The 24,491-nt window shown below is 65.0% G+C and carries 22 protein-coding genes; 4 read left to right on the top strand and 18 right to left on the bottom strand.

All coding sequences use genetic code 11. The features are described 5' to 3' along the window. The first annotated feature begins 2 nt into the window (after positions 1-2). Positions 3-398, top strand: coding sequence for a YbaB/EbfC family nucleoid-associated protein (locus tag ACQPYR_RS12370; RefSeq protein WP_433631317.1), 396 nt, complete (start codon positions 3-5; stop codon positions 396-398). On the opposite strand, the gene ACQPYR_RS12365 is transcribed toward ACQPYR_RS12370, so the two are convergent. Genes ACQPYR_RS12365 through ACQPYR_RS12330 form a run of 8 tightly spaced genes read right to left on the bottom strand, consistent with a single transcriptional unit; the run spans position 389 to position 8,295 of the window. After that, positions 389-2,881 (bottom strand): hypothetical protein, encoded by a 2,493-nt coding sequence (locus ACQPYR_RS12365; protein ID WP_433631314.1) that lies wholly within the window; start codon positions 2,879-2,881, stop codon positions 389-391. The genes ACQPYR_RS12370 and ACQPYR_RS12365 overlap by 10 nt on opposite strands. A gap of 7 nt (positions 2,882-2,888) precedes the next feature. Continuing rightward, positions 2,889-3,197: a hypothetical protein gene (locus ACQPYR_RS12360; RefSeq protein ID WP_433631311.1), complete on the bottom strand. Its 309-nt coding sequence runs from the start codon at positions 3,195-3,197 to the stop codon at positions 2,889-2,891. Positions 3,198-3,228: 31 nt separating this feature from the next. Then, on the bottom strand, positions 3,229-3,582 hold the full coding sequence (locus ACQPYR_RS12355; RefSeq protein ID WP_433602242.1) for a hypothetical protein: 354 nt from the start codon (positions 3,580-3,582) through the stop codon (positions 3,229-3,231). Positions 3,583-3,593: 11 nt separating this feature from the next. Next, positions 3,594-4,310, bottom strand: coding sequence for a hypothetical protein (locus ACQPYR_RS12350; protein ID WP_433602241.1), 717 nt, complete (start codon positions 4,308-4,310; stop codon positions 3,594-3,596). After that, a complete protein-coding gene (locus tag ACQPYR_RS12345; protein WP_433602239.1) occupies positions 4,307-4,690 on the bottom strand; it encodes a YbaB/EbfC family nucleoid-associated protein in 384 nt (127 codons plus the stop codon). Before ACQPYR_RS12345 ends, ACQPYR_RS12350 begins: the two co-directional genes overlap by 4 nt. Then, on the bottom strand, positions 4,687-6,183 hold the full coding sequence (locus tag ACQPYR_RS12340; protein WP_433631308.1) for a PPE domain-containing protein: 1,497 nt from the start codon (positions 6,181-6,183) through the stop codon (positions 4,687-4,689). The genes ACQPYR_RS12345 and ACQPYR_RS12340 overlap by 4 nt, the downstream gene beginning before the upstream one ends. 30 nt (positions 6,184-6,213) lie before the next feature. Next, on the bottom strand, positions 6,214-7,809 hold the full coding sequence (locus ACQPYR_RS12335) for a hypothetical protein (protein ID WP_433631305.1): 1,596 nt from the start codon (positions 7,807-7,809) through the stop codon (positions 6,214-6,216). A 45-nt stretch (positions 7,810-7,854) separates the two neighbouring features. Further along, positions 7,855-8,295 carry a hypothetical protein gene (locus ACQPYR_RS12330; RefSeq protein WP_433631302.1) on the bottom strand — a complete coding sequence of 147 codons (441 nt, stop codon included), beginning with the start codon at positions 8,293-8,295 and terminating at the stop codon, positions 7,855-7,857. A 316-nt stretch (positions 8,296-8,611) separates the two neighbouring features. On the opposite strand from ACQPYR_RS12330, the gene ACQPYR_RS12325 reads away from it, so the two are divergent. Next, complete coding sequence (locus ACQPYR_RS12325) at positions 8,612-10,039, top strand: DUF4226 domain-containing protein (protein ID WP_433631299.1); 1,428 nt, start codon at positions 8,612-8,614, stop codon at positions 10,037-10,039. Further along, the gene (locus ACQPYR_RS12320) at positions 10,039-11,223 is read left to right on the top strand and encodes a transglycosylase SLT domain-containing protein (RefSeq protein ID WP_433631297.1); all 1,185 of its coding nucleotides are present in this window, start codon (positions 10,039-10,041) and stop codon (positions 11,221-11,223) included. Before ACQPYR_RS12325 ends, ACQPYR_RS12320 begins: the two co-directional genes overlap by 1 nt. 27 nt (positions 11,224-11,250) lie before the next feature. On the opposite strand, the gene ACQPYR_RS12315 is transcribed toward ACQPYR_RS12320, so the two are convergent. The 10 genes from ACQPYR_RS12315 to ACQPYR_RS12270 all read right to left on the bottom strand — a co-directional run bounded on the left by ACQPYR_RS12315 (position 11,251) and on the right by ACQPYR_RS12270 (position 23,503). Further along, positions 11,251-12,678 (bottom strand): DUF4226 domain-containing protein, encoded by a 1,428-nt coding sequence (locus tag ACQPYR_RS12315; protein WP_433631294.1) that lies wholly within the window; start codon positions 12,676-12,678, stop codon positions 11,251-11,253. After that, a complete protein-coding gene (locus tag ACQPYR_RS12310) occupies positions 12,675-13,583 on the bottom strand; it encodes a hypothetical protein (protein ID WP_433631291.1) in 909 nt (302 codons plus the stop codon). Before ACQPYR_RS12310 ends, ACQPYR_RS12315 begins: the two co-directional genes overlap by 4 nt. A gap of 51 nt (positions 13,584-13,634) precedes the next feature. Then, a complete protein-coding gene (locus ACQPYR_RS12305; RefSeq protein WP_433631288.1) occupies positions 13,635-16,142 on the bottom strand; it encodes a hypothetical protein in 2,508 nt (835 codons plus the stop codon). 47 nt (positions 16,143-16,189) lie between these two features. Further along, complete coding sequence (locus ACQPYR_RS12300) at positions 16,190-18,718, bottom strand: ATP-binding protein (RefSeq protein ID WP_433631285.1); 2,529 nt, start codon at positions 18,716-18,718, stop codon at positions 16,190-16,192. After that, the gene (locus ACQPYR_RS12295) at positions 18,718-19,236 is read right to left on the bottom strand and encodes a hypothetical protein (protein ID WP_433631283.1); all 519 of its coding nucleotides are present in this window, start codon (positions 19,234-19,236) and stop codon (positions 18,718-18,720) included. The genes ACQPYR_RS12300 and ACQPYR_RS12295 overlap by 1 nt, the downstream gene beginning before the upstream one ends. An 8-nt stretch (positions 19,237-19,244) precedes the next feature. After that, positions 19,245-19,505: a hypothetical protein gene (locus ACQPYR_RS12290; protein ID WP_062991015.1), complete on the bottom strand. Its 261-nt coding sequence runs from the start codon at positions 19,503-19,505 to the stop codon at positions 19,245-19,247. Positions 19,506-19,523: 18 nt separating this feature from the next. Then, positions 19,524-20,564 carry a conjugal transfer protein gene (locus ACQPYR_RS12285; RefSeq protein ID WP_433635111.1) on the bottom strand — a complete coding sequence of 347 codons (1,041 nt, stop codon included), beginning with the start codon at positions 20,562-20,564 and terminating at the stop codon, positions 19,524-19,526. A 77-nt stretch (positions 20,565-20,641) separates the two neighbouring features. Further along, positions 20,642-21,793: a GAF domain-containing protein gene (locus ACQPYR_RS12280; protein ID WP_433631280.1), complete on the bottom strand. Its 1,152-nt coding sequence runs from the start codon at positions 21,791-21,793 to the stop codon at positions 20,642-20,644. A 310-nt stretch (positions 21,794-22,103) separates the two neighbouring features. Next, entirely contained in the window at positions 22,104-22,997 is an 894-nt protein-coding gene (locus ACQPYR_RS12275; RefSeq protein WP_433631277.1) for an ROK family protein, read from the bottom strand. A gap of 53 nt (positions 22,998-23,050) precedes the next feature. Continuing rightward, complete coding sequence (locus ACQPYR_RS12270) at positions 23,051-23,503, bottom strand: hypothetical protein (RefSeq protein WP_433631275.1); 453 nt, start codon at positions 23,501-23,503, stop codon at positions 23,051-23,053. Positions 23,504-23,767: 264 nt separating this feature from the next. On the opposite strand from ACQPYR_RS12270, the gene ACQPYR_RS12265 reads away from it, so the two are divergent. Continuing rightward, positions 23,768-24,469 (top strand): MerR family transcriptional regulator, encoded by a 702-nt coding sequence (locus ACQPYR_RS12265; RefSeq protein ID WP_387296684.1) that lies wholly within the window; start codon positions 23,768-23,770, stop codon positions 24,467-24,469. Positions 24,470-24,491 lie beyond the last annotated feature (22 nt).

Below are 24,491 nucleotides of genomic sequence, written 5' to 3'. Positions count from 1 at the left end.
TGATGGAGCAGTGGCACTACGAACAGCAACGGGCACAGCTCGCCGAAATTCGGGACGAGTTGTCCGCCATGAGCGCCAAGGCCAGTTCGCGCGACGGTTCGGTCGAGGTAACGGTCGACCAGTCCGGAATTGTCACCGACGTGCGATTGGAGCCGCAGGCACTGCGTGGCGCGGCGGCGGATCTCGGCCGGGCTGTCACCGAAGCAGCCCGGGAGGCCGCGCGGCTGGCGCATCAGCGGGTCAGCGAAACCATCGGCCCGATCGAAGATATCGTCGGCCGCATGCCCGATGCGCAGGATCTACTGCCGGGCGCGCCCAGCCTTCGGGAACCGGACACAGAAGTCGCTCAGCAGCCCGCCCCGGTCGACGAGGACGACGAGTACGACGACTACGACTGACGTGGCGGTCCCGTGCTGATCGTCGGTCGCCGAGCGGCGGTGGTTGCGGCGGGTGCGCGTGGCGTGTCCACGAACAACGGATGATCGACGATCTGGCCGTGGGCGTAGACCGCATCGCGCAAGCGCTGCCGATTCGGCTCCTCCGCGAGCAGCAGCGCCAGTTCGTCACAGCGGCGCTCGAATACCATCGTGCGCAGCAGCATCGCCTCTGTCGCCGACCGCCCGCTGGCGTCGGATCGCAACTCCCCCAACGTGACTCGTGATACGTCGGCCCGGTGCGACAGCATCGACGCGGCGAGCAGATCGTCGGCATCACGCAGTTCGTCCCACCAGTCGGCGGACACCTCTCGGCGCTGCCGAATCGCCTCCAGGATCCGCTGGCGTAGGTGCGGCAGCCCCAGTGAGTCCGGCGCACCCGCCTGTCCGACTCGCCGATGCGCATCCCAGGCGAGGTCGATGCAGCGCGATCGGATCCCCTGCGCCGGCACCTTTCCGACCCGATCCAGTAACTGCTGAGCGGCCACCAGGCCGAGTCGATCCGCCAAACCCGCTGCCGCCGCGCTCAAATCCATTGCCGACGAGGCGGATACCGGCCCCTCCATCGGTACCTCACGCATCTGGGCGCGCATAGCCGAATCGATCGGCTGCGACGACACGATCGCGGTCACCTTGGCACCCGTCCGGCGTCCCCATGCCGCACCGAATTCGGCGAGCACCCGCGCCGGATCGGACACGCCTTCCCATGCGTTGTCCGCGACCTCCCACATCCAAGGCGTCGAAATCTCACGCGGAAGGTACAGGCCCGCAGGTAGCCAGCTGCGGCCCTCATTCGAGGTGACGAACGCGTTGACGCCGCCGGAATGCCGCATTATCGACACTGCCCACTCCAGGCCGATCACCGACGAATCGACCACGGCCAGTACACCGCCCAGCAATGTCCGGGCCAGCACGAGATCACCGTCGACGCGCTCGCCGAGTATGAAGGTCGGAGCGGCGGCGGCCACCATCGCACCACCGACGACATCGCGGATCAGTTCGTCACTGCCGCCGGTATCCGGCCGCCCGTCCGCGGCATGCGGATCACGTTGCGGCGAACCCGATTTCGCGGGCTGGGCGGCCGCGCTCGGCACCGGCCCGGTAGGACCGGCGGATATCTTCGGGGCCGGGGACCCCGACGCGCGCGAATCGACCTGTGGGGCTTTGTTTTCCAAACCGGGCCGCGACTGCGCTGCCGGGGGTTGCGCCGACGTTTGCGCCGAGGACTGTGCCGACACCGGCGGCGCCGACGATGGCGGCGCGGATATTCCGGTCGAACCGGCCGCTGGCGGCAGGATCGTCGGCAGCATCGGCGTCAGCTGACCTGCCGAGTTGGTCGACGCAGCTTCCCGCGTGATCTCGGTGGAATCGGAGCCGTGACCGGAATCGGTTGCGGCCGTGCCGGATTCCCCGTGTTGCTGGGAATCGTTGGTATCGGCGGCCGTATCGCCAGGCGCACCGGAATCGGTATGCCCCTGGAATTCACCGGAGCTGGTCGTGGACGGCGCACGCGACGGGACGCCGGTTGTGGAGGCACCTGGATCGGCACCGTCCGGCTGCACCGTCGGTGCATAGCCCGTGGTGACACCCGGAGTCGAGGTCGGGGCCGAAACCACGGGCGGCATACCCGGGGTGGTCGGCGCATCCGTCGGCGTGCCCCGCGATGGCGACTCGACCGGAAGGTCCGTCGGCCCGCGTCCCGGCAAGCCTTGGTCGAACGGATCCCCCACCGGCACATCGAATTGCGGACCCAAGCCCAGCGGAACCGGGTATTGGTGGTTCGGTCCAGCCACGGGATGCCCGATCTCGTGCTGCGGGCCGGGCAGGTGTGGATGCGCAGGCCGGTGTCCCGGCGGTCCTTCCGGCAGCCGTGGACCGCCGGGGTTCCCTGGCCCCGGTTGCCGCAGCTTATCCTTGATGCGCTCCAGGTCCCGCAGGATCGTCGGGCCGATCGAAGTCTGCGCGCTCCGCACCACATCGTCGACCTCGTCGCGGGCCTCGGCGATGATCCGTTTCACGCGGGCGTCCAAGGCGTCCGCCTTGGCCTCACGTTCGGCCTCGTCATCGGATTCGTCGTTCGCGGCGGCCTGATACGCCTGCTGAATCTTGGCGGTGGCCTCCTCGACGATGTCGAGGATCTTGTTGCGGGTGCGATAGACCAGATCGGAGAAGAACCCGAAGATACCGGCCGCGGCATCCAGCGCGTCGGCGAAGGCCTGCGGATTCCCGCGCTGCTCGAGCATATTTTGTTTGACGGGCTCGAGCCCCTCGCTGGCGCGGACCCGATTGTCGAAGTCGTGGCGGGCTTGTTCGGCGCCGAGCGTGTCCAACGCCGCGGCGCCGTCACGCGAGGTGTTTTCCAGTTCGCTCCAGTCGCCGGGCGGAACCTCCGGCCATTTGTCCCGGACTATCCTGTCCCAGTATTGACTTTCGTGCTCCGGTGGCATCCGGTGATCAGATCGAGTCGTAGCGTTGGACGTACGTCCGGCCCGTCGCATCCGCATCGGTGAGGACATTCGTCGTGCTCACCGTCGCGGTGTGGGTGATTCGCGCACCGTGGTTATTGGCCGCGACAGCGTGACCGAACGCTGTCACGATCTCCTGCCGGTGCGCGTCCAGCGACCGGTCGAGGTCCGATTCGGGCCGATGGTGCAGGACCAGATCCGAGACGGTCCCGGAAACCTGGTCCGAGACCGTTTCGATGGCTCCGGCGAATCTGCCTGCCGCAGCGTTCACTTCGTGCGGTTCGTCCATATCCACCATGTCGGCATCCCGTCTGAGAGGTTATTTCGATTCAGCTGGTGGCGCCGAATTCGGCATTCACCATGGCACGGAACGAGGCTTCGGTGGGCAGATCGAACGAGTCGATGGTGTAGGAACGCGTGCCTTTGTACTCCATTTCGGCACGCAGGCCGACCCGGGACTTCATATGTGCCAAGCGCGCGAGCTTCAGAATCTCCGCGGCCAACCAGGCATCACCGTTGTCACGAGCGTCGTCGGTGATGTGCAGCCCGACGATCTCACCGTCACGGTCGCAGGCGACGCCGCAGGTGTGGTCGGGATTGAAAACTTCATAGACCATGCTCCGCCAGTCGGGAGCCGGTGCCCCCTCGTCCACGTCGAATTCGTCCGAATGTGGCTCGGTCAACGGAGTCCCTCCTAAAGTCGTTCGGCAGATTGACGATTCGAGGATGCACTGCGCACGGACGGATCCTCATCGGGTGCGTCCAGTCGTGTGGCCAGCGCACTCCACGCGGCATCATCGATGCTCATGATCTGGCGCAGCTGCCAGAATCGAGCGCCGAGGTACATCTCGGCGGTTCCGTCCGGGGCGACATCGAGATGATCCGGCCCTTCGTTCGTCGGGTTGAGCGTAACCGTCGTGATCGGTGGGCGCGCGTCGTCGATATTCATGATCGTCGCGCCGCCACCGGGGATGAAACTTTGGCGGCAGCGCGGACTGTTCGCGATCGCGATATCGGCGCTATTTGTGGTCACCGTGATCTCGGAGTTGAGCAGCAATTGCATCGCCCAGGCCCGAGCCGCGAGCTCCGGTCGATCGGCATTGACGGCGATCGTCAATGCGGTCGCCAGGTCGACAACCAGTAATGCCTCGGCTGTGGTGACACCCACGATCACCAAGCGCTTGGCGGTGCCGACCGGATAGGGCAGATCGTCGGCGCCGAGAGTCACCACATCCGATCCGACACCGACACCGGTCGCTGGATGGGCGACGACAGTTCCGGTCGCGACGTCGACGGTGTAGGCGGCCACCAGACTCGGCATTCGTTCCGCGACACCGGCCAACCGGACCAGGCCCTCGTCGTGCAGCCACCGCACGGTATCGGCAACGGTGACCGCACCGGGTTCTGTCATGACGGCACCGCACCCGCTGTCGCCGGGGGCGGCACGGAGGGCCCGACCGGCCCCGAAGGACCGGTCGACTCGAACGGCTCGGGCGGCGGCACCGCTTCCATCACGCTCTGGTACTGCCGTGCCGCGTCAGCGGTACTTTCCCGAATGGCCGCCATGATCTCGGTGACCAGTTCTTGATTGGTGAGCCGGTCCACGGTGCCCGGCGCCATGAACAGATCCGTCAGCCGGCCCATCGCATCCACCTCGGGGATGATCGCACCGCTGGGCGAGGGCCGACGCGCACGGATGCCGTCGATTCGCTCACGCATATCGGCAATTCGATGCCGCAACTCACGGGCGGCGTCGAGGGCCGCCTGGACATCGGGGTGGATATCACTCACACGGAACCTCCGGATTGAGTCGGGCCCTGGCCAGGCGATGGCGTCGGCGGTGTCACGGTCGGGGCGATCGTCGGCCGTTCCCCGATGACCTGTTCGGTATGGGGGGTGTCGTCGACGTACATCAACCGATCGGGATGCCAGGCGACCACCCGATTGCGTTCGTTACCGCTGCCACCGGCACCGCCCATACCAGGGGACATCGGCATATACGGCATCATCCCGGTGCCCGTACCGGCACCGCGCGCGGCCGCCGCCGCGCCCGACGACGCGGACGACAGCGGCTCGATGACTGGTGTCCGCGCCATCCCGACCGGGGTGTTCGATGCCGCACCAGCGGTCGCGACGATCGGCATGGCGCCCACCGACATCGAGGTACTCGCCCCGGTGATGTCCGGGATCCCGGCGCCCGAGATCGAACTGCCGGCTCCCCCGGAGGCCAGCGACGACCCGAGGCCGCTGGGAATACCGAGGTCGTCGTATCCATAGTCGCTGTACTCGTCATCGACGCCGAGATCCGAGGTGTCCTGGTTCTGAGCCATGCTGGCCGCCGAGGACATGGCCTGCATCATCGCGGGCAGCATCTGGGACAGCATGCTGCTCGAGTCGCTGCCACTGCTGCTGCCCTTGCCGCTGCCACCCGTGTCGCTCGTACCATCCTCGGGAACCTTGGAGTTGACAGTCGTGGTGTAGCCGGTGATCGCCTCGGCAGAGCGGGCGTTCTGCTCCTGGAATTCGGCAAGCGCCGCTTGGATCGCCAATTCGTTCTTCGATTTCATCGCGGCCAGCAACCGCTTGCGGGCCGCGATGATCTCCTCGGGTGTCGGATGTTTGGCCTTCGCGACCGTGAACGCATTGCTGTAGGCGTCGACATTGTCGGCCAGCGCCCCCAATCCGGCGCCGAGCTGGCCCAGCCAATTCCGATGCTGGGTCAGGTGCTCGGCCACCGTGCTACCGACCGGCGTCCAGTTCTGCATCAGCGTGGCCGCACCGTCGACACCTTCGGCGGCCGCGGCGTGGAACCCGCCGGTGTACTTGCGGATATCGGCCGCGAAGCTGGTCGCCGGGCCAGGACCCGGGCCGGTGTGCAATTGCTTCGCGAAGGTGAGCGGGTCGACCGATCCGGTGGCGGCGGGCAGGGAGAAGGTCGGCGCTTGCCGGAGACCGAATTCCTGCACCTCGCCTACCGGATTGGCGAGGATCTCCGCGCCGCTGCCATTGATAATGCGCGCGTTCTGATCATCGGTCGCGGTGTAATCGGCTGCCGCGCCGCCGACGTGGTGCGCGTGGCGCTGCACTTCATTGAGCACGCCGAGGACGCCATTGAACAGCGAGGCGGCCTGTGCGTTGAGCCGTGGCACATGTGCCCCGGAGATGGGGTCGGCCCCCGCGGGCTGCACCCAACCGTTCGGCAAGCCAGCTCCGGTGTCACGCGCCAGTGCGGCCAGCTTCGAGGCCACATCGACGAGTTGCGCCGGATCGACATTCAGCGGCATCGTCTCCTCCTCTCACCATCCGGCTCACGATCATGCCGGAGCGGCCACGGCCGGCATGGCCGCACCCGCCGACGGATCGCCAGTGACCGGCATACCGCCCATCTTGCCCTGATCGTGATCCTCCGGCGCGGTCGCCTCGATGCCTTTCGGATGGTTGAAGCCGACGAACTGGCCGAATTCACCAGCGCTGTCGGACATTTCCGGGGCGAACTGCTTCATCTGGCCGTTGACCACGACCTCCAGCGTGCCACCGTCGTCGGCAGGGAAGGCCACCACGATCGCGGTGCGCCCGTCCCAGACCGCGACATCGCCGGTCATCAGCTGATACGGATCGACCGGGGTGCCGATCTGCTTCTTGTCCGACCACTTGGCCGGGGTCTTCGCGTATGCCGCCTGAGCGTCGGTGCCGCTGGCGTTGCCGAACGCCGCATCCAAAGCCTGTGCGACAGTGACGGATACCTTCTGGGTCCGGCCGTCCGGGAACGTGTACACCACGGTTCCATCGGAATTCGGTGTACGGCCCGGCATTCCGGCCGTCGGCTGCGACGACGACGAATTCGCCGGAGGTCCGGTATTGGTCGCCGGCGCAGGCGTGCTGGTCGCGGCCTGCACCGCCGGTTGGGCCGGTGCGACGGCCGCGGGTACGGGGGCGACTTGATCTTGGTACGGATCGTATTCGCTGCGCCGGTTGTTCAGATCGGTATCGGCCTGACCGCGGTTCATCATCTGCGCCATCAGCATCGGCAGCATCGAACTCATCATGTCCATACCGGAACTCGCCGGTGATGCCGCGGCGGACGTATCCGGCACCGATGCCGGTGTGGTGGCACTCGGCGTCGTGCCGCTGTTGTTGAGGCCGTCGAGCGCCTGCTGCACCTTGTCGTCGAGCGACTCACCGGTCGGCGTGGTTCCGGTGTCGACTCCGGGGGTATCCGAATTGAGATCGTCCAGCCCGGGGACCGTGGAACCGTCATCGACGGAACCAACGTTGGCGGGATCCTGGGCGGGGTTCACCGCAGGCACCTGGGACACGTCCGCCGGGTCGGCAAGTTGCTTCTTCAGGCTCGCGTTCTCCTGCTGGAGCTTCTTGATCTGCTCTTCCAGCTCTTTGAGTTTCGCGGACTCTTTGTCGGCATTGCCCGCAGTGTCCTTGTTAGCGCCGCTCGCCTCGTCGAAAGCGCTTGCGACGGACTGGATCGCCTCGTTGCAGAACTCGTAGATGTGCTGATCTTCCTTCATCCCCGGTTTGGGCACAGTCGGGGCTTGGTTGGTAATGTGGTCGATTCCTGCATTGACGGCCTTCTGCGCGGCAATGGAGATTTCCTCGGTCTTCTTGGCCAGGGGCGCAATCGTTTTGGCCGAGTCATCGATCAAGTCAGCCGCCTGACGCAGGCTGGTCGCCGTGCTCCCGTAGTTCGAGAAATGGGCCTGGGCCACGGCCGAATCCTTGACCTGGTCGGGCACTGGCATATCCGGCGGGCTGCCCTTATTCTCGTCGCCGTTGCCGCAACTGTCGAAATAGGCTTGGAACTGCTTGGGCAGCTTCGTGTACCAATCTGTCGTCGACGGCAGCGGCCTGTACTGCGCATACTCTGTCCCGTCGCCCATCTGACTGGGATCAGGCATCCACATTTGGTGAATTTTCAAGGAGCTGCTCCTCGGCCGGATCCGTTACGAGATGGGTTTGATGGGTAGTTCACCAACAGCGCTGGACGATCCTCCCGTGAACGAACCGTAGAGTGAGTTCGCAATTGCGGCACCCGCGCCGCGGCCCACGGCTCGCGTCGCAGTCATCCCCCATGGTGCGTAGCGTAGCTTTTGAGCCCCGGCCTGCACGCCTTTCGTGGCCAGCTTCCCGCCTGCCCCCCGCGCCAAACCCAGTACCGCTTTACCAACGAGCTTGCCGGCGATCCCACTCGTGGCGCCGACAACGATGCCCTTTTCGAGAGCTTCGTCCCAGCCCTTGCCCTCGAGCTTGGCCTGCAGTGCCGCTGCCGCGCCACCGATGACCATGGAAAGGCCCGTCCCGACTCCCGGAACAAATGAGAGCGCGGTCGTCAAGCCGCCGATGGCCAGGTCCGCCCCGCTGAGGCCGAATAAACTGAAACCCATTGTGATCACCTATCCGATGTCGGCGCGCACCTACCCGCAATAGATCGTTGACGACCATGCACGGACGGTCTATCGACCCCCTCATTGTTTAGGATTCCCAGCAGTGGGAACTCGGCGCGCGCCGAACGAGTCAGGATGATGACGGTAGAGCATGCACTGACGTGCACGAATTTCCGTCGCCACCAAGTTGTTCCGGTCCGCCGGGCGATCGTCGCAGGAGGAGAAACCGCATGCACCTCCTCCCCCGCCTACCGCTCGGGCGTCCGGCGCCGCCGGTCACCTGTACCCGCCCGCGGTGGACGCTCGGCGGTGTGCGGTGACCAGCGCCGAAGCGGAAATCGCCGTTGAGCATCCGACCGATGGTGACAATGCCGAGCCGGGGCCATCCGCTCCGGTAACCCCTTGGTCGAACCGACAGCGACGCACGAATCCAGCTGCGCCCGGCCAGCCGGCGGCGCCGGGCCAAAACGGCTCGGCACCGGCGAACCAGGGGGCGACGAACAATGCGGTGCCGCCGGGAGCGGCTGCCCAGGGCCCGAATTCGGGTGCCCAGCCTGCTGGTTCGGGCTCTGCTCCGGGTTCGGCTGCGGTGCCGCAGGGAAATATTGTTGCGCCGCCGGGTCAGTCGGTGGGGCAACCGCCTCCTGCTGCGCAGCCGGCGCCGCAGGCGCAGGCTGAGCCTGGTCCTTTGGTGGATCCGGATACGGTGGCGGCGTTGGCGCCCGCGGCGCTCTCGGCGGGGGCGATGGCGTTGGGTGTGTTGCCGATGCTGGCCTCGGCGTTGGCCGGTTTGGGCTCTGGTGGTGGTAGTGGCAGTGGTGGCGGTACGGGTACCGGTAGCGGTTCTGCCGGTGATGGTGCGGATGGGTCCGAGGGTGGGTTGTCGCCGGAAGCGCAGAAGGCGTTGCAGGCGTTGAAGTTGCTGGCCGCTGTTTATGGTGACGGTAAGACCGATGACCCGGAGGTCAAGCAGTTACGGCAGCAGTTGGGGATCAACGGGACCGGTTCGGGGGCGACCGCGATCAAGGCGCGGCAGCTATTCCAGCGCAACGCGGCGACCGCGTTCAACAACCTCGACAACCAATTGGCTTCCTACATCACGGGTTTGGCCGGTAACCACAAGGTCGACAAGAAAGCGGTCACCGCGCTGATCCGTGAGGTCAACGTCGCGCTGGCCGAACTCGGACCCCAGGCCTACACCAAGGCCGGACGCCAGAAGGTCCACCAAATCCTCACCAACGCGCTACAAAAAGCCAGCCAAATCGTCACCGGCAGCAACGCCAGCGCGAAAAGTACCGCCAGTGCCATCAATCGGCTCACAAACCAGTACCTCTACAACATCGCCGGAAAGAAATACTCGGGCGGCACGAGCGGCGAGATGCCCGGCGGCACCGTCGGCGACTGGATCAAGCAGGCACTGCAGGTGCTGCAGCAGTTGGGCTACGACATCAGCACGATCGACCCGCAAGCCATCGCGATCATCATCCAGTACGAATCAGGCGGCAATCCCAGTGCCACCAACAACTACGATTCCAATGCCGCCGCGGGCACCCCCTCGATCGGGCTCATGCAGACCATCGGTCCGACCTTCAATCAGTACGCCGCGCCCGGGCACAAGAACATCTATAACCCGGTCGACAATATCGTCGCCGGGGTCCGCTATTCGATAAGCCGATACGGCTCCGTGAGTAATGTGCCGGGCGTCAAGGCGGTACGCAGCGGCCGAGCGTACGAGCCCTACTGATGCCACCACCGCAGCGGGACACACCGGATCCGAGCCTCGGCGACGCGCACGAGCCCCGGCCCGGCACAACGACATCCACACCACACCGGAACGCGACGCGACGCGGTTCGCCGCGGGCACCGACCGGACCGGCGCCCGCACTCGCGCAGCAGCCTGCCGCGACCGCCGCCGCGCGCGGCCAGGCCGCGGCACCGGTGGCCGAATCCGGTACCGCCGCAACCGGATCGCCCATCGCCCGACCCGACGCACTCGCCGGATTCGGCACCAGCGCACCATACGCGGCGGCGGCTCTCGGTGCGCTGGCGTCCATGGCCGCCCAGTACGGCAGGGCCGACCCCACCGCCGATACCGGTCAGTCCTACGCACCACCCGCGCTCGGCTCCGGACAACCGACGTCATGGCCCGGCGAATCGGGCGACCGGTACGCGGCGAACAACCTCGACACGGCAAATCGTGCGCAATCGACACAGTCATTGAACGCCGAACTCGGCCGCCTGCTCGGCGGCACCGCCGATAGCACCATCCGGGGCCGGGCCGCCATCGATGGCATTATCGCCGAGGTCAATACGGCAATAACCGCACTCGGCGGCGTCGCGGATACCGCCGCCGGACGGCAAATGCTTACCACCACACTCAGCAATGCCTTACAGCGTGCGGGCACCGTGCTCGGACAGGGACAGGCCGCCGCGGCGATCACCGCGGACAAAGTTGCCGCACTGGCCGACCGCTTCCTGCGGAACGCGCGCCCTACCCGGCAGCCGCCGCAGCGCAGGGCCCAGCCGAGCACCAGCGGGTCCAGCGCACGTCCGCCGCGCACACGCCCGTCGGGTCGCCAAGGTCAGTGGATCAACGACGCCTTGCGCATCCTGGCCGCCAACGGCTACGACACCCGGCACATCAATCCCGCCGATATCGCGGCGATCATCCAGCACGAATCCGCGGGCGACCCGAATGCGATCAATCTCTGGGACAGCAACGCCGCCAAGGGAACTCCGTCCAAGGGCCTGATGCAGACCATCGATCCCACCTTCAACGCCTACTCGCTGCCCGGCCACCGCGATGTATGGAACCCGGTCGACAACATCATCGCGGGCGTGCGCTACGCCATCCATCGCTACGGTTCGGTCAGCAATGTGCCCGGCATCCAGTCGATGCACGAGGGCGGACATTACGTCGGCTACTGAGCGGACGCGGGGGCGGGAGTTCGACTGTCAAGACCACCGGCTGGCGTGATAACCGCTCGGCAGATTGACCACTTTGACGACATCACCGGTATGCGGGGCCTCGACGCATTGGCCGTTTCCGATATACATCATGACGTGACCAGGGCTGCCCCCGTTGAACTGGGCGTCGGGGAAGATCAAGTCGCCGGGGCGGATATCGGCCGGATTGACCTTCGGCAACTGTTGATACTGGGCGGAGGCCACGCGTGGGATCTTCACACCCGCCTGAGCTGCGGCGTATTGCATCAATCCCGAGCAGTCGAAGGAATTCGGACCTTCGGCACCCCACACATACGGATCACCGCGTTGGGCCAGGGCGACCTGGACCGCCTTGTCCGCGGCAGCGGACGTACCGGCGGTCGAGCCCGCATATTTTTTCCCGGCGATGTTGTAGAGGTACTGGTTGGTGAGTCTGTTGATCGCGCTTGCCGTGTCGGATGCGCTGGCGTTGCTGCCGGTGACGATTTGGCTGGCTTTTTGTAGTGCGTTGGTGAGGATTTGGTGGACCTTCTGGCGTCCGGCCTTGGTGTAGGCCTGGGGTCCGAGTTCGGCCAGCGCGACGTTGACCTCACGGATCAGCGCGGTGACCGCTTTCTTGTCGACCTTGTGGTTACCGGCCAAACCCGTGATGTAGGAAGCTAATTGGTTGTCGAGGTTGTTGAACGCGGTCGCCGCGTTGCGCTGGAATAGCTGCCGCGCCTTGATCGCGGTCGCCCCCGAACCGGTCCCGTTGATCCCCAACTGCTGCCGTAACTGCTTGACCTCCGGGTCATCGGTCTTACCGTCACCATAAACAGCGGCCAGCAACTTCAACGCCTGCAACGCTTTCTGCGCTTCCGGCGACAACCCACCCTCGGCCCCATCCGCACCATCACCGGCAGAACCGCTACCGGTACCCGTACCGCCACCACTGCCACCACCGGAGCCCAAACCGGCCAACGCCGAGGCCAGCATCGGCAATACACCCAACGCCATCGCCCCCGCCGAGAGCGCCGCGGGCGCCAACGCCGCCACCGTATCCGGATCCACCAAAGGACCAGGCTCAGCCTGCGCCTGCGGCGCCGGCTGCGCAGCAGGGGGCGGTTGCCCCACCGACTGACCCGGCGGCGCAACAATATTTCCCTGCGGCGCCGCAGCCGAACCCGGAGCGGATCCGCCCAGGGCAGCTTGCCCCTGCGGCGTCGCGGGCGCACCGTTCTGCCCCGGTGCCGGTGATGAACCGTTCTGCCCAGGCGACGTACCGGACCCCGGATTAGCCGGACCGGTGCCCGCGCGCGGTTTTTCCTTGCGCTCTTGTTTACCCGACCACGGCGTCGCCGAGCCGGATTGCGAATCCCCCTCTCCCCCAGCGCCTTCGGTCGGCTCGTCGACAACTTCGACCTGGTAGTCCGCAGGCCACACCTCCGCGCTGGTCACGATCCACCCCCCAGCACTCGTTTGATGCGGACATCACGGCCCGTCGGCATCGACTGCTCGACGAACCGTCCGGAATAGGGATCATAAGTCATGACTTGTGTTGCGCCCAGGGCGATTCCGGTCCGGGTGGGCGCGTTGCTGCGGTAGTCCCAGAAGACCAGATCACCCGCCGAGACCGCGCCGGGATCGACCCGCTGTCCGCACGCCGCCTGGGCCGCAACGGTTTTCGGAAGCACGATCACCGCTTTCCCGATACTGGACGACTGCCCGCACGCGGCCGCCGTCGATCCTGGCTGCGATGACGTAGCCCTGTTGGGGGGTGCGACGGGTTCGGTGTCGTCCGGCGGTTGCGTCGTCGGATCGCAATGCCCGGTCACCGCGGCAGCCGAGGCCTGATAGATCACATCCCGCGTCAACCCTGCCGCGCTCGAGGCGCCACTCGGCGCACCGTCGGCACTTCCCGCCGACGCTTTCAACGCGTGATTGATGGCCAATTCGCGGGCACAGTCACCGAGCAGTCCGCTCATGGTCGTCTGCAGCGGCGGCAGTTGATACGGCGCGGTGTGGATCGCGCTCACGCAAGCGCGCTGCCAATCGGAGGCGGTCGTGTCATCCGGTGCCACAGTCAATTCCGCGTAGGGGTTGGCGCTAGGGGCGGTCGAGGGTGCAGCGGCCGCCCCCGAACTGGAGGCAGCGGTCGTGCGCGGGGTGGAGGTCTCGGTCAGCGACGGGTCGGGACCCACCGCACTGTCGCACTGATAGTGCAGGTCGGCTGAGATGGCCGATGTCGTTCCGCCGACCACGAGCACCATGATGACGAGAAACGTGCCCAGTCCGGATACCACCGCCAGCAACAACCACGCCCAAGCGGGAACCATGGCGAGGAACATGAGCCGACCGATCATCGAATACCTCTCCGCACAGGACGAGCGACTTTATCTTTCCGAGGTGTAGACCTAATTCCGCAGCAGCCGTTCGACCTGACTCATTGTCCTTGCCCAGCTAGGATGATTCGCATTTGTTCCGCGCGGCGTCACCGTATTCGACAGATCGCCGGTACGACCGGCGGCCAAATGTTCTGTTCGAACAGCCTGGTAGACCGTATCCCGGAGATCACGAATTGCCTCCGGGTCAGCCGCGTTATTAATCAGCCGTTCGGTGGCCGTCTGCGCGTCCTTCGCATGCTCGTTCATAACCCACTGCTTCATACGATCCGCCGTTGTCTCATCGACACCGGCATCGAACAGCCTGTCCCTTTCGGCGCTCCCGCTCCCACGGACATATCCGGCGGAACCGTTGTTTATCACATCATTGAGCGCCTCCATCTTCGCTCGAGCCGCATCAGGATCATAGTTGACATGACGGGGGCGGCCATTATTCATGTACTCCTGGACGTAACGCTCATGCGATAAATATGGATCGACGTTATTGGCCAGAGTAACGCCGCCCGCCCTGACTCGGCGGAACTCCCGGGCCGCCTGCTGCAGGGTCCCCATATTGGCCGCGACCTCCTCGGCAGTGCCGTTGCCATTGATCAGCAGGCGTGCCGAATTCTGGGTGTGCCGCAATGAGGCAGCCAAGAACGCCAGGTCGCGATCCTGAAGTGGTTCGTTGGCAGCAGCCCCGGCGATGGTCGCACGCGAACGTGCCGCGAGTCGCGCCCTTTCCTCGTTTCGTGCACCGGAACCGATCATGGCCCCGTACGCATCAGCCGCAGTGCCACCGACGTCGATAACACCTTGCACCGCTGCGGCATTGCCCAGGAACGAGTCCAAACCGCCGTATGCTCCAGCTTCCGCGGCGGCATTAGCCGCAAAGAGTTCGCGGTTCATGTAAGACTGCGAATACCAGCCGAATCGCCCACCGAACCGACCGTCCTCGGCCCACACACCTCCCTGCGCTTCCGTAATTGCCTTCTTCAGCCTGGATTGCGGGTGGAACGATCCGGGCAGCCCCATCATCATCCATTCGGTCAATGGCGAGTTGGCAAGCGTGCTCGCGCCGCCCATCAGCGCCATCAACCCCATGCCCCCCATCTTGTGGCTCGTGCCGAATTGCCCCATACCGAGCGCGGTCCCGCCACCGCCACCACCGCCCGAGCCGGCTCTGGCGCCACCGTTCTGAATGGCCAGCGCAAAACGGTTGGCAATCCAGTCGTTGCCTTTCTCCAGACCCGCGTTGAGTCGCTTCAACTGGAAGATGGCGACGATTTCCACGATCGCTACGATGACGAATACAGACATGACCTGACCGCGCGCCTGCTGGAACAGATCGCCGAGAAACAGCTCATAGACGCCTAGGAATATGACGAACACAGCCATACGCCCGGCCGACACGAATCCGTGTACGACACAGCGAATGGTGAACGTCTGCGTCGGCCCGTACACGAATCCGCCCGCGGCGAATCCGAATATGGTCATGAATCCGTAGTAGATCGAATCGAGCGCGGCCCATATGACCTTGATGGCCAGGTATGCACCGAATAGCAATAGCACCGTGCCGGACAACAGCAGCAGAATTCCGGCGCCGATTTGACCGACGCTCGGATTGTCGGCCGCAGAATAGGCGGCGCTGTCCCCGCACGACTTCATCCCGTTCTTGACCCGGTCCTCGTCACCGGCCATGACACCGGCCGACCACGCCGCCCGGCAGGACGCCCGGTCGTCGACCACATGCCCGAAGTTCCACACCTGCAACGGACTTCGGGCGAAATTGTCCGCCATGTCCGCCTGCATCGTCTGGATCAACTGGTTCGGATTCGGATTGCTATTGCCGTTCAAACCGGCCGCCACCGAAATGCCCAGGTTCCGCCCCTGCGCCAGCAGTCCGTCAGGGGCCAGTACCTCAGCAAGCGGCTCGGCCAGGAAGAGCGGCCCGAGTATCGCCACCCCCACCATCATCACGACCTGCATCGAGGCCTTGGAGAAATAGCCGCGCACAATGAATACGCCAACCGGAATCGCGCCGATCGCCACAAAAGTCAGCAGCATGATCGGTGTCGCGATCTGCCCCGACAGACTGTGCGCAACAGCCTCCAGCGGCTTGCTGACGACGGTCAGCCACCCGAAGTCCAGGGTATCGGTGGGCAACCAGATCGCGGTAACCGTAATAACAAGCCAGATCGCAAACAGCACGATGATCAGGAACGACATTACGAGGTTTCCCGGGTTCAACACACCGCCGCGATTGGTGGCGAACAAGTAACTCGAAAGTTCCACGCCCGAAGAATCTTTGACGCGCATCCAGCTCAGCGCACTATTGGGAGCGGACACGGTCCCCGTGCTGGTTTCCGCCGTGGCCAGCACCGCCATGATGCCCGGACAGAGGAACAGCACGACAAGAGCGATAATCGTCCATGTGGTCCAGCGCCGACGGCGCGTCGCGCCGATCCACTTGCGACATCGTCGGAATATCGCTGACGGGCGCCATCGAACCGGATCGAATAGCTCCGATTCTTCGGCCATTCCGAAGTCGGACAATCCTCGTCGACCATCGCGACCGGTACCGAATCTCACCGGACTGCCTGTCTCTCCGGAGCAGCGGTACGCGCGGCCCCACCGGAAGTCGGCGTGCTGGTAATCGCCGCAGCCCGATCGATCCGGGCCGGTCCGAGCACCTTGCCGCGCCCGATCCGGTTCAGCGCATCACGCATGAACATCTCACCGCGGCGTTCCTCGGGCACCTGACGGCCGGTACCGACCGGCGGAGAGGTCTCCTCACGCAAGACCTGCAGTAGAAACGGCGCTTCCTCCAAATCGACGCCGAGCCATTCCAAACTGTTGCGCGCCAAGGTCTCATCGCGCTGACGGAAAACGAACCGGTTCGGGATGAGATTGTGCGCCGCGCCCTGGAAGTCGGTCGCCGGATCGTGCGAGGCCAAGCCGATCGCCGCCAGATGCTTACGGCCGTCCCGGCTGAAGTCCGAGGTGACGGCGGATCCCACCTGGGTCTGTGTGAAATGGTGCGCCTCATCACCCACCAGCAGCCCGAACCTGCCGTTATCGGTGAGGAAGGCCTCGCGGGCAGCGACGCCGACGAGTTCGTAGAGTGCGGTTCCGAGTCGTTTGGTCAGCGGCAAGCGGTTGTACAGATGCGGGGTGGTGAGCTCTTCCGCGGTCGGCAGCGCCAGCTGGTGGCTGCGGATGACCGTGGCAGCGGCATTGAGCCGCAATGTTTTGAGCGAAGGGTCGAACAGCACCGGCACGCGCTCGACAATCGTGCCGAGGCGCGCGGCCAGGTCGGCGTATTCCTCCTGATTGCCGGGCTGATCGCGCAGTCGCCGCACGACATGGAACAGATCCAGCAAGCTGCGGATGCCGTGTTCGGCAATGCCGCGGGCGGTCAGCAGATTGCTCGCGGCGGCGCCCGCACCCGAGGTCGGCGACAGATCCAGCAGCGGCAGGATCGAGTCGAGCGCGCGCTCGCCGGCGATTTTGGGTTCGAACATGCGCAGCGGGTCCAAAGACACCGTCGGATTCGCCAAATCGATGACGACGGCATTATCGATCGCCGCGGCGAAATGCGCCCATTCCCCGACCTGACTGCGGTCGATGGCCAGGAATTGCCCGCCCATATCGTGTACGAGCGCCGCCATGAGCTTCAGGAAATAGGATTTGCCCGACCCGAGTTCACCGGTGACCGCGAACGAAGCGGACAGATCGTGCAGTGCGGCCTCCATGATGCCGAAGTGGATCGGCTCGTATTGACCGGATAAGAGGTTGATCCCGATCACCGGGCCACTGTCGTCGCCGATCTGACTGGTGATGAACGGGACGAAACCCGACCACATATCCGAGGGCACGATATGCGCGAAATCGTCGAACGCGCGGCGCGGTGGGCTGCCCGGGACCAGCATCGACCACAGATCGACCTGCGTGCCGAGCGGTGCCGTCATATCGACCTGGAATCGCTTGTAGCGGCGCTTGAGATTATTGACCGCGTCCATCGTGATCTCACGCGAAGGACCACCGATGGCGATGACAGTCGTGAAGGACACCTCCGACTCACCGCCGTTGACCTCGAAATGCTGGTTGTATTCGCCCAGCATCTGGGCCTTCGAAGTCAGCGTGTTCTGCGCGAACGACACCTCCTGGTCGCGCTGATCCATCTGCTCACCAAGTCGGCGCAGGCTCAGTTCATTGTTCTTCAGCACCTGGTCCGCGGGCTTGGTCGACACCCGCATCCCCCAGTCGACCGTGACGTCGCCAAGGCCCTCGAGCACATTCAGGAACTCGCTGCCCCCGGGAAATCGCATGCCCGCGTAGGGGAATGAATGCGGAGTGAGCATCGCCTGATAGGACGGGCGATACTCGTAATCCGGTTGAACGACCTTGATCACCGGAACGAAGGATGGCCGAATCCGCCGATTGCTGTCGGCTTGGGCGCCCTCGTCCAGCGCCGCGGAGGAAAACACCGCCGCCGTCGCGTCGTCCAGCGCGCCCACCCGGGTCGGTGCCACCGGATCGCCCGCCGCGCCGCGCGACAGGTAGTGCTCCCACAGCCACTGGAAAAGCGCGGCGGGCACCGGAATCGGATCGAAATCGCCGCCGATCCGGGACAGGATCTCGTTCGCCTTATCGTCGTAGGCATCCAGGTCAGCGCGTGAGATGGCGGTCGCGTCGATCGTTGTGGTGCTGCCACGCCACATCCGCGACAGCGCCGAAATACCGGAGTTCGCGGTGCCGACCGGAATTGTCAGCAGAAAGATCCGGGTCTGCGGTGCGATCGCACGGACTCGCTCGTACGATGCCACGACCTCGTCGGCGTAATCCTCACATTCGTCGAGATCGACGCCCTCCACCATCTTGGTCAGCACGTCGATCGTATTCAGCCGCGCCTGGATGCCGAGCAACAATGAACCACTCGGCAGACTGTTGATCAACGCATGGTGGGCCATCTTCACGTCATATTTGTCACTCGCCTTGCGCAATCCGTAGCCGAGCGGATTGATGAAGTAGGTCGCGGTGACCAGACCCGAATGGGTGAATTGCAGATTTCCGCGAATCGCGGCGGTGGGCTGTAGATCTCGTCCGAACGCCATCAGCGGCTCCCTTCCGATGTTGGGCCACCGTTACCGTTGATCCAGTTGCGCAGGTCCGTCCCGCTGCCGCCGACACCGATCACATCGAGCAACTGGATATCGGGTTTCGCGCTCTCCACTGCTTTTGTCGGACTATCCGGCAGGACCAAGACGACGGACTCTTCGATGAACATGGTGTGACGCGCCGAATCGGCGTTGACCGGCATACCTGATGCGGACACCGGCTTGCGAAATACGATGAGCCGCCCCACCCACAACGCCCGGGAAATCATTCGGACGCCGGTGTACGGCACCAGTCCGATAGCGAAGACGACGCCGATCGTCAGCACCAGCCCAACCAAAAAGGTGACTGCCGGATTGACCGGAAATACCATCGCGCATACCGAGGTGATCACCATCAACACCACCGCTCCCGCGACCTGCGGCAGCGTGTAAGGCCCGAAGGGCAGCTTCTGCCCGTTCTGGGCCTTGCCGATCATGGTGGGAACCCGCTTGATCGGCGTGAAGACCTTGATCACCTGCTGACTCATCGATAGCCACCGATGGGGTGATCGGGGACCACGATGTTGGAGTCGGTGCGCGCGTAGTTGACCAGTGTCGGGAGTATCCAGAACAGGACCGCGGCCAGCAGCGCCGATCCGGCGACGGCGAGGATCTTCGCGGGCGACAGCTTGGATTTGGCCGCCTCGGATATCAGCACACCCATGCTCAGGATGGTGATCAGGATCAGGCCCGCCCAGCGGACGAAGATCAGGATGTTGTACAGGATGGCGCTCAAATTACCCATGGCCGTGCCTCTTTCGTATCAGTTCTGGGTAGCCCGCGGAATCTGCACCGTCGTCGACGGCAGCGAGGTCGTCGAGCTTGGCGCACTTGCGCGCGAGTTCTGCTGGTCGGCGATCACGGCAGGCGGGTTGGTCATCGCGGGTACGGCATCGACCGACTGCACCTGCCACTGGCCACCGTCGCGGACCATGGTCAGCGGATAGGCGAGCGTCGCGACCGCCCCGCCGTCGGCCTTGGGATTGACGGTGACGAGCACCTGCGCGTGCGTACGCGCTGTGCCACAACTGTTGTCGTCCGAGGTGACCGCGACGGTCTCCACGGCGGTGAACGGGGCCGGGCGCAGCGCGGCGATGCCGGCGTCCAGCGTGACGTACCGGCCTACATCGCCGTTACCTGTCAGATAGGTCGCCAGAAAGCCCGAAGCCACTTGTGTGAGCGGCGTGTCCGCCGTACACGGCGAGGAGTATGCCTGCGCCAGATCGGCGCCGCGGCTGGGCGGTTCGACCAGAGCGGGCAGCGCAAGCGCGCGCAGTCGACCGTTGAGAACCGATACCCCGACCCGATAGAACTGGCGGGTGTCGGCACCAGCGCTGTTGTTGGCGGTGGCGGTGCTGGAAGCACTGCCGGCAGTCGGAGCGGATTTGCCCACCTTGACCGATACGGTCACCGACCAGACCTCGAGTGTGTCGAAGCTGCCCACGCGCGACACGTACACCACGGCAGGGTCGGATACCTGCCGGGCCGTCGCGGGCAGGGTGATCTGCTGCGCACTGGCTCCGACATATTCGCCGAGCCGATCCTGTTGTCCGGCAACCGAACTCAGGTAGGTCACAATGAACTGCTGGGCGAAGGAACCGGCCAATTGCGCGCGACCAATGGTCGCGGGCGTCGCACTGTCGGATGGCGGCGGCGGATCCGAGGCGAAGAAATCGAGGATCGCGTGCCCGCCACCCAGTACGGCCAGCACCGCGAGCACCGCGACGATCACATTGTCGCGGCGGCGGCGTGCGACCATTCGGCGAAGTAATTCATCGCCCGAATCCGTCGATCTGCCAACCATTGTCCGCACTCCCGAAATGGTAGAGAGCAGCATCATTTCCAGCCCCCGTCATCGTTCCCAGTAATGGGGACAGCGGGTCAGTACACAGGGCTACGTTTCAAGCGATGTGCGAGCCGATACTGCAGCTGATCGTCGTACCCGATCGGCGCCTGCCCCTGCGGGGTTTCCAGCGCGTTGCGCCCGGATTCCAGCATCGGCATGTCATCGGCGACGCGCACCAACTGGGCGATCGCGAGTTGCCGACTCGGATAGCCCGGATACGGATAAAGCAGCAGCGACGTCGGTGTGTAGCCGCCGCCGTAGTTGAGGGCTCGCACCGTGACACCCGCCGTATCACCGGACTGCAGCCGGTCGCTCAGCGCCATCAGACGGACGCGGTCATCCGGATGGAAGACGTCCACCGGCCGGAACAGGTAGTCCCATCGAATCCAGGGAGCCGGATCCGTGAGCCAGTGCGAGATGCTGGCGCGCTCGGTCTGGACGATCGCGAGGTGGGTTCCGGCCCGGCGGTGGGCCTCGCGCAATCCGACCCGCTCCAGGGTCGGCCACTCCGAGAGCTCATTGTCCGAGGTGACATCCTCGATCAACAACCACGCGCCGTGCGTGCGAGCGTCGTCGCGGGCCCGGATACTGATCCGCCACCGTCCCGGCCGCTCGGGACCATCGGTCACCGTGACCTCGAACTGGAGCTTGTCACCGGCCGTAGGACTGTAGAGCAGATCCAGGACCTCGGCATGTCGATTGAAGGCCGAGATCCGATGGAACAACTCCGCGATCGACATCACCGGCACGTGTTGCTCGGCCGAGTTCCCGGTCAGCCGGGTCGCACCGATCGGCTGCTGAATGGTCTGGGTATCGAGGTCCCAGATCGCACCAACCGCAGGCGGTAATTCGGGGCAGGTCGCGGTGGCGGAGCCCATCCACAAACGGACTGCGTGCACATCACCACCCGGCCCGAACACCGGTCGTATCCGCAGCGCATGTGGACCCGAACCGGTCGCGAGCGTCAGATCCACATCCTCGGCCTCGTCGCGCGCTGCCCGGATCGCATCGATCAGGCTGCGAGTCTTGAGGCTGTCGTAGAGCGCCGGAGTCCGCGCCATCAGCCGCTGCAGCACTCGCTGCCAGTCGGCGAATCCACGCGGAGCGTCCCCTACCGACGCCACCGACATGGCCTCGGGCGTCAACGTCTCGATCGTTATCCAAGGATTTACTGCGCCACTTGTCATCGCACTGCCCGTATCAACCGTTCGTCGGAAGCCGCCACCTGTGTGTGACACGGATAATGTACCGCTATATAACGGCTCGTTCAACAGGCTTACAGATGTCGACATCAGTTGCAGTCTGCATGACGCGACCACCCCATGTTCACCGAGCGGTCTTTTCTTAACGTCCGCTTAAGAACGTGTGTACGGACGTCAGAATTCCCGCAGCTCAGCGCAGTTCGCGCGAGATGCGGCAAATCGCAGCGCAAAGCCTGGGACCAGCGACGAACTCGCTGATCCCAGGCTGTAATTCCACGCCCGCAACCGCGACGGGCTAGCCCTCTCCCGCCGTCAACGCCAATACGCCGGCACCCGCCAGCACGCCGACCTCGCCGAGTTCCGATGGCACGACCCGCAATCCGGTCAGATAGCCGAGCCTGGCATGCGTCGCGACAGCGGCGCCGAGCGCCTTCCAGAGCGAGGTGCCCGGTGCCGCCAGCGTGCCGCCGAGGACGACCAGGTCCAGGTCGAGCAGTGCGGCCACCGAGGCGATCGCGCCGCCGAGCGCCGTTCCGGCCCGGGTCAGCGCGGCATCCGCGAGTTCGTCACCCGCACGTGCCTGACCGACCAGGTCGTCGACCGAGGTGCCCTGCCAGCCTTGCGCGCGTGCCCATTTCACCGCCGAGATTCCGCCCGCCACCGCCTCCAGGCAGCCCCGGCCCCCGCACTCACAGCGCTCATCGAAGCCCGGCACCAGCACATGGCCGAGGTTTCCCGCGTTTCCGGTCCGACCGACCACCACGAAACCACCGACCATCACCCCGGCACCGATCCGGTCCGAGACCATGACCGCGAGTGCGTCGAGCACGTCGTTCGTGGCACCGAAGTTGCGCTCGGCCAGGCCGAGGCACACGCCGTCGAGCGCCAACAGGACGATGGCGTTCGGAAACAGCTTTTCCACGGCCGCCACGATCCCGAAACCCGTCCCCCACTCGGCGATACCGGGCGGTGCGACCACACCGGCGGCCATATCGAGCGGGCCGACGGAGCCGATGCCGACCCGGGTCACATCCTCGCCGCCGGCGGCCTCGAGCAGCAGGTCACGGCAGCTGTCCCAGGCCGCGCGGGCCGGGATCGGGGCCCGCCGGATCTCGTCCTCGCCGACATTGTCGGCCACCCGACTCGCCGCGAAACCGTTCGGCCCGATCTCCAGAGCCAACATCGTCATGAGTTACACACCGCCAGAATGAAGTCCGTCGTGAACAGTGGACGAAGCATAGGTCAGTGTGCGCCGGTTCCGGTCGGTTCCAGCCTTCGGCCCAGCACGATGTGACGGCGCGGGGCCGCCGGAGCGGGTTCGGCGGGGGCCGGACGCGAGCCGGTTCGGATGATCCGCAGCGGCCGCTTGTGGTCGATCGGGGTGATGCGATGACGGTCCAGGTCAGAGACGACCTTGCCCGCGCTGTCATAGGGAATTCCGGCCCAGATCATCGCGCGGGGACCGGTGCCGCGCTCGATGAGCGTCTGCGCCAACTGTTCACATTTCGCGAAAACCGGGCAGCTCTCGCAGATTCGCATCGCTGCACGCCAGGAGTCCGGAGTGCCGACGTCCAGATCCCAGTCGTCGGGACCGTCCGCACAGGGCGGCCGATGGGCCGAACCACTGGGAAGCGTCGAAACCTTTGCTGTCACAACGGTTTCCACGACGAGGGAAGAAGATTGCGTGATGCTCATAGCCGTCTCCGGGGATGCCGAGGGCGCGCCAACTCCGTTGTGCGGGCCCATTGGTCAGGCGGTCATCAGGGCTGCTCAACAGTCCCCGGAAGGCCAGCGTTGAATGCTGGTCCACGAACGTTAACTCACGATTCGTCAGCGAGCAATCGCTTCTGCCGCTACTTAACGGCACGTTGACCAACATGTGATCTTGGCGTATCGTTAGTTAACGGTACATTTGTTCGCGGGCCATCCGCTTGGGGCGAATTGTGGTTTCCTATGGATATGGCTGTTGGGTCCGAGTACACGATCGACGAACTGGCGCGGGCGGCAGATACCACCGTGCGGAGCGTCCGCGTGTACCACGAACGAGGACTCCTCCCGTCCCCCGATGTCCGGGGGCGCATCGGCTATTACGGGTCGGATCACCTCAACAGATTGCAGACGATCAGTCGTCTGCTCAGTCGGGGCATGAAGTTGAACGGGATTCGGGAACTGCTCGAAGCTTGGGATCGCGGTGACGGATTGGCGGAGGTGCTCGGCGTCAACGACCAGCCCGTCTCCGAGCCGACGACGGTCGCTGCGCCCGGCTCCCCCCGGCCGCAGCGCAGACAGGCACCCCCGGAACTTCCGGAGTACGTGCAGCAGGCGCTCGCCGCCAGCGGCGATCCGCACGAGGCCTACCGGGTGACCAATCCGCGCTGCGGCGACCTGACCACCCGACTCGTCGATGCGGGTATTTCCGCGCGCGACGCCTTCGAACTGGTCGAGCGGCTCAGAGCCGATTGCAATCAGATCGCCGATCAGTATGCGACCCAACTGTTCTACTTCCTGGCGGGCCAGACCTATGAACAGTCCGGGCGCACACCGAAGGACCGCGCCAAACTCGAATCGGATTTGGCCATCGCGCGGCTGATCGCCACGCGCGCCACATCGGAGCTGATCGATCAGGCCTTCGCCAGACATTCCGAACTGCCGCCGAGCTGATACCGAATTCTGCCCAAAACAA

It is taken from the genome of Nocardia sp. CA-120079 (genome assembly GCF_050955745.1).
Lineage (GTDB): Bacteria > Actinomycetota > Actinomycetes > Mycobacteriales > Mycobacteriaceae > Nocardia.
The sequence above is the reverse complement of the archived record's forward strand: the minus strand, read 5'-3'. Positions and strand labels throughout refer to the sequence as shown.

Bases quoted from the DNA above. Each gene is read 5' to 3' on its own strand.
- ACQPYR_RS12370 (WP_433631317.1), top strand. From the start codon at position 3: ATGGAGCAGTGGCACTACGAACAGCAACGGGCACAGCTCGCCGAAATT.
- ACQPYR_RS12365 (WP_433631314.1), bottom strand. From the start codon at position 2,881: ATGCCACCGGAGCACGAAAGTCAATACTGGGACAGGATAGTCCGGGAC.
- ACQPYR_RS12360 (WP_433631311.1), bottom strand. From the start codon at position 3,197: ATGGTGGATATGGACGAACCGCACGAAGTGAACGCTGCGGCAGGCAGA.
- ACQPYR_RS12350 (WP_433602241.1), bottom strand. From the start codon at position 4,310: ATGACAGAACCCGGTGCGGTCACCGTTGCCGATACCGTGCGGTGGCTG.
- ACQPYR_RS12340 (WP_433631308.1), bottom strand. From the start codon at position 6,183: ATGCCGCTGAATGTCGATCCGGCGCAACTCGTCGATGTGGCCTCGAAG.
- ACQPYR_RS12335 (WP_433631305.1), bottom strand. From the start codon at position 7,809: ATGCCTGATCCCAGTCAGATGGGCGACGGGACAGAGTATGCGCAGTAC.
- ACQPYR_RS12330 (WP_433631302.1), bottom strand. From the start codon at position 8,295: ATGGGTTTCAGTTTATTCGGCCTCAGCGGGGCGGACCTGGCCATCGGC.
- ACQPYR_RS12320 (WP_433631297.1), top strand. From the start codon at position 10,039: ATGCCACCACCGCAGCGGGACACACCGGATCCGAGCCTCGGCGACGCG.
- ACQPYR_RS12310 (WP_433631291.1), bottom strand. From the start codon at position 13,583: ATGATCGGTCGGCTCATGTTCCTCGCCATGGTTCCCGCTTGGGCGTGG.
- ACQPYR_RS12305 (WP_433631288.1), bottom strand. From the start codon at position 16,142: ATGGCCGAAGAATCGGAGCTATTCGATCCGGTTCGATGGCGCCCGTCA.
- ACQPYR_RS12300 (WP_433631285.1), bottom strand. From the start codon at position 18,718: ATGGCGTTCGGACGAGATCTACAGCCCACCGCCGCGATTCGCGGAAAT.
- ACQPYR_RS12290 (WP_062991015.1), bottom strand. From the start codon at position 19,505: ATGGGTAATTTGAGCGCCATCCTGTACAACATCCTGATCTTCGTCCGC.
- ACQPYR_RS12285 (WP_433635111.1), bottom strand. From the start codon at position 20,564: ATGGTTGGCAGATCGACGGATTCGGGCGATGAATTACTTCGCCGAATG.
- ACQPYR_RS12280 (WP_433631280.1), bottom strand. From the start codon at position 21,793: ATGACAAGTGGCGCAGTAAATCCTTGGATAACGATCGAGACGTTGACG.
- ACQPYR_RS12275 (WP_433631277.1), bottom strand. From the start codon at position 22,997: ATGACGATGTTGGCTCTGGAGATCGGGCCGAACGGTTTCGCGGCGAGT.
- ACQPYR_RS12270 (WP_433631275.1), bottom strand. From the start codon at position 23,503: ATGAGCATCACGCAATCTTCTTCCCTCGTCGTGGAAACCGTTGTGACA.
- ACQPYR_RS12265 (WP_387296684.1), top strand. From the start codon at position 23,768: ATGGCTGTTGGGTCCGAGTACACGATCGACGAACTGGCGCGGGCGGCA.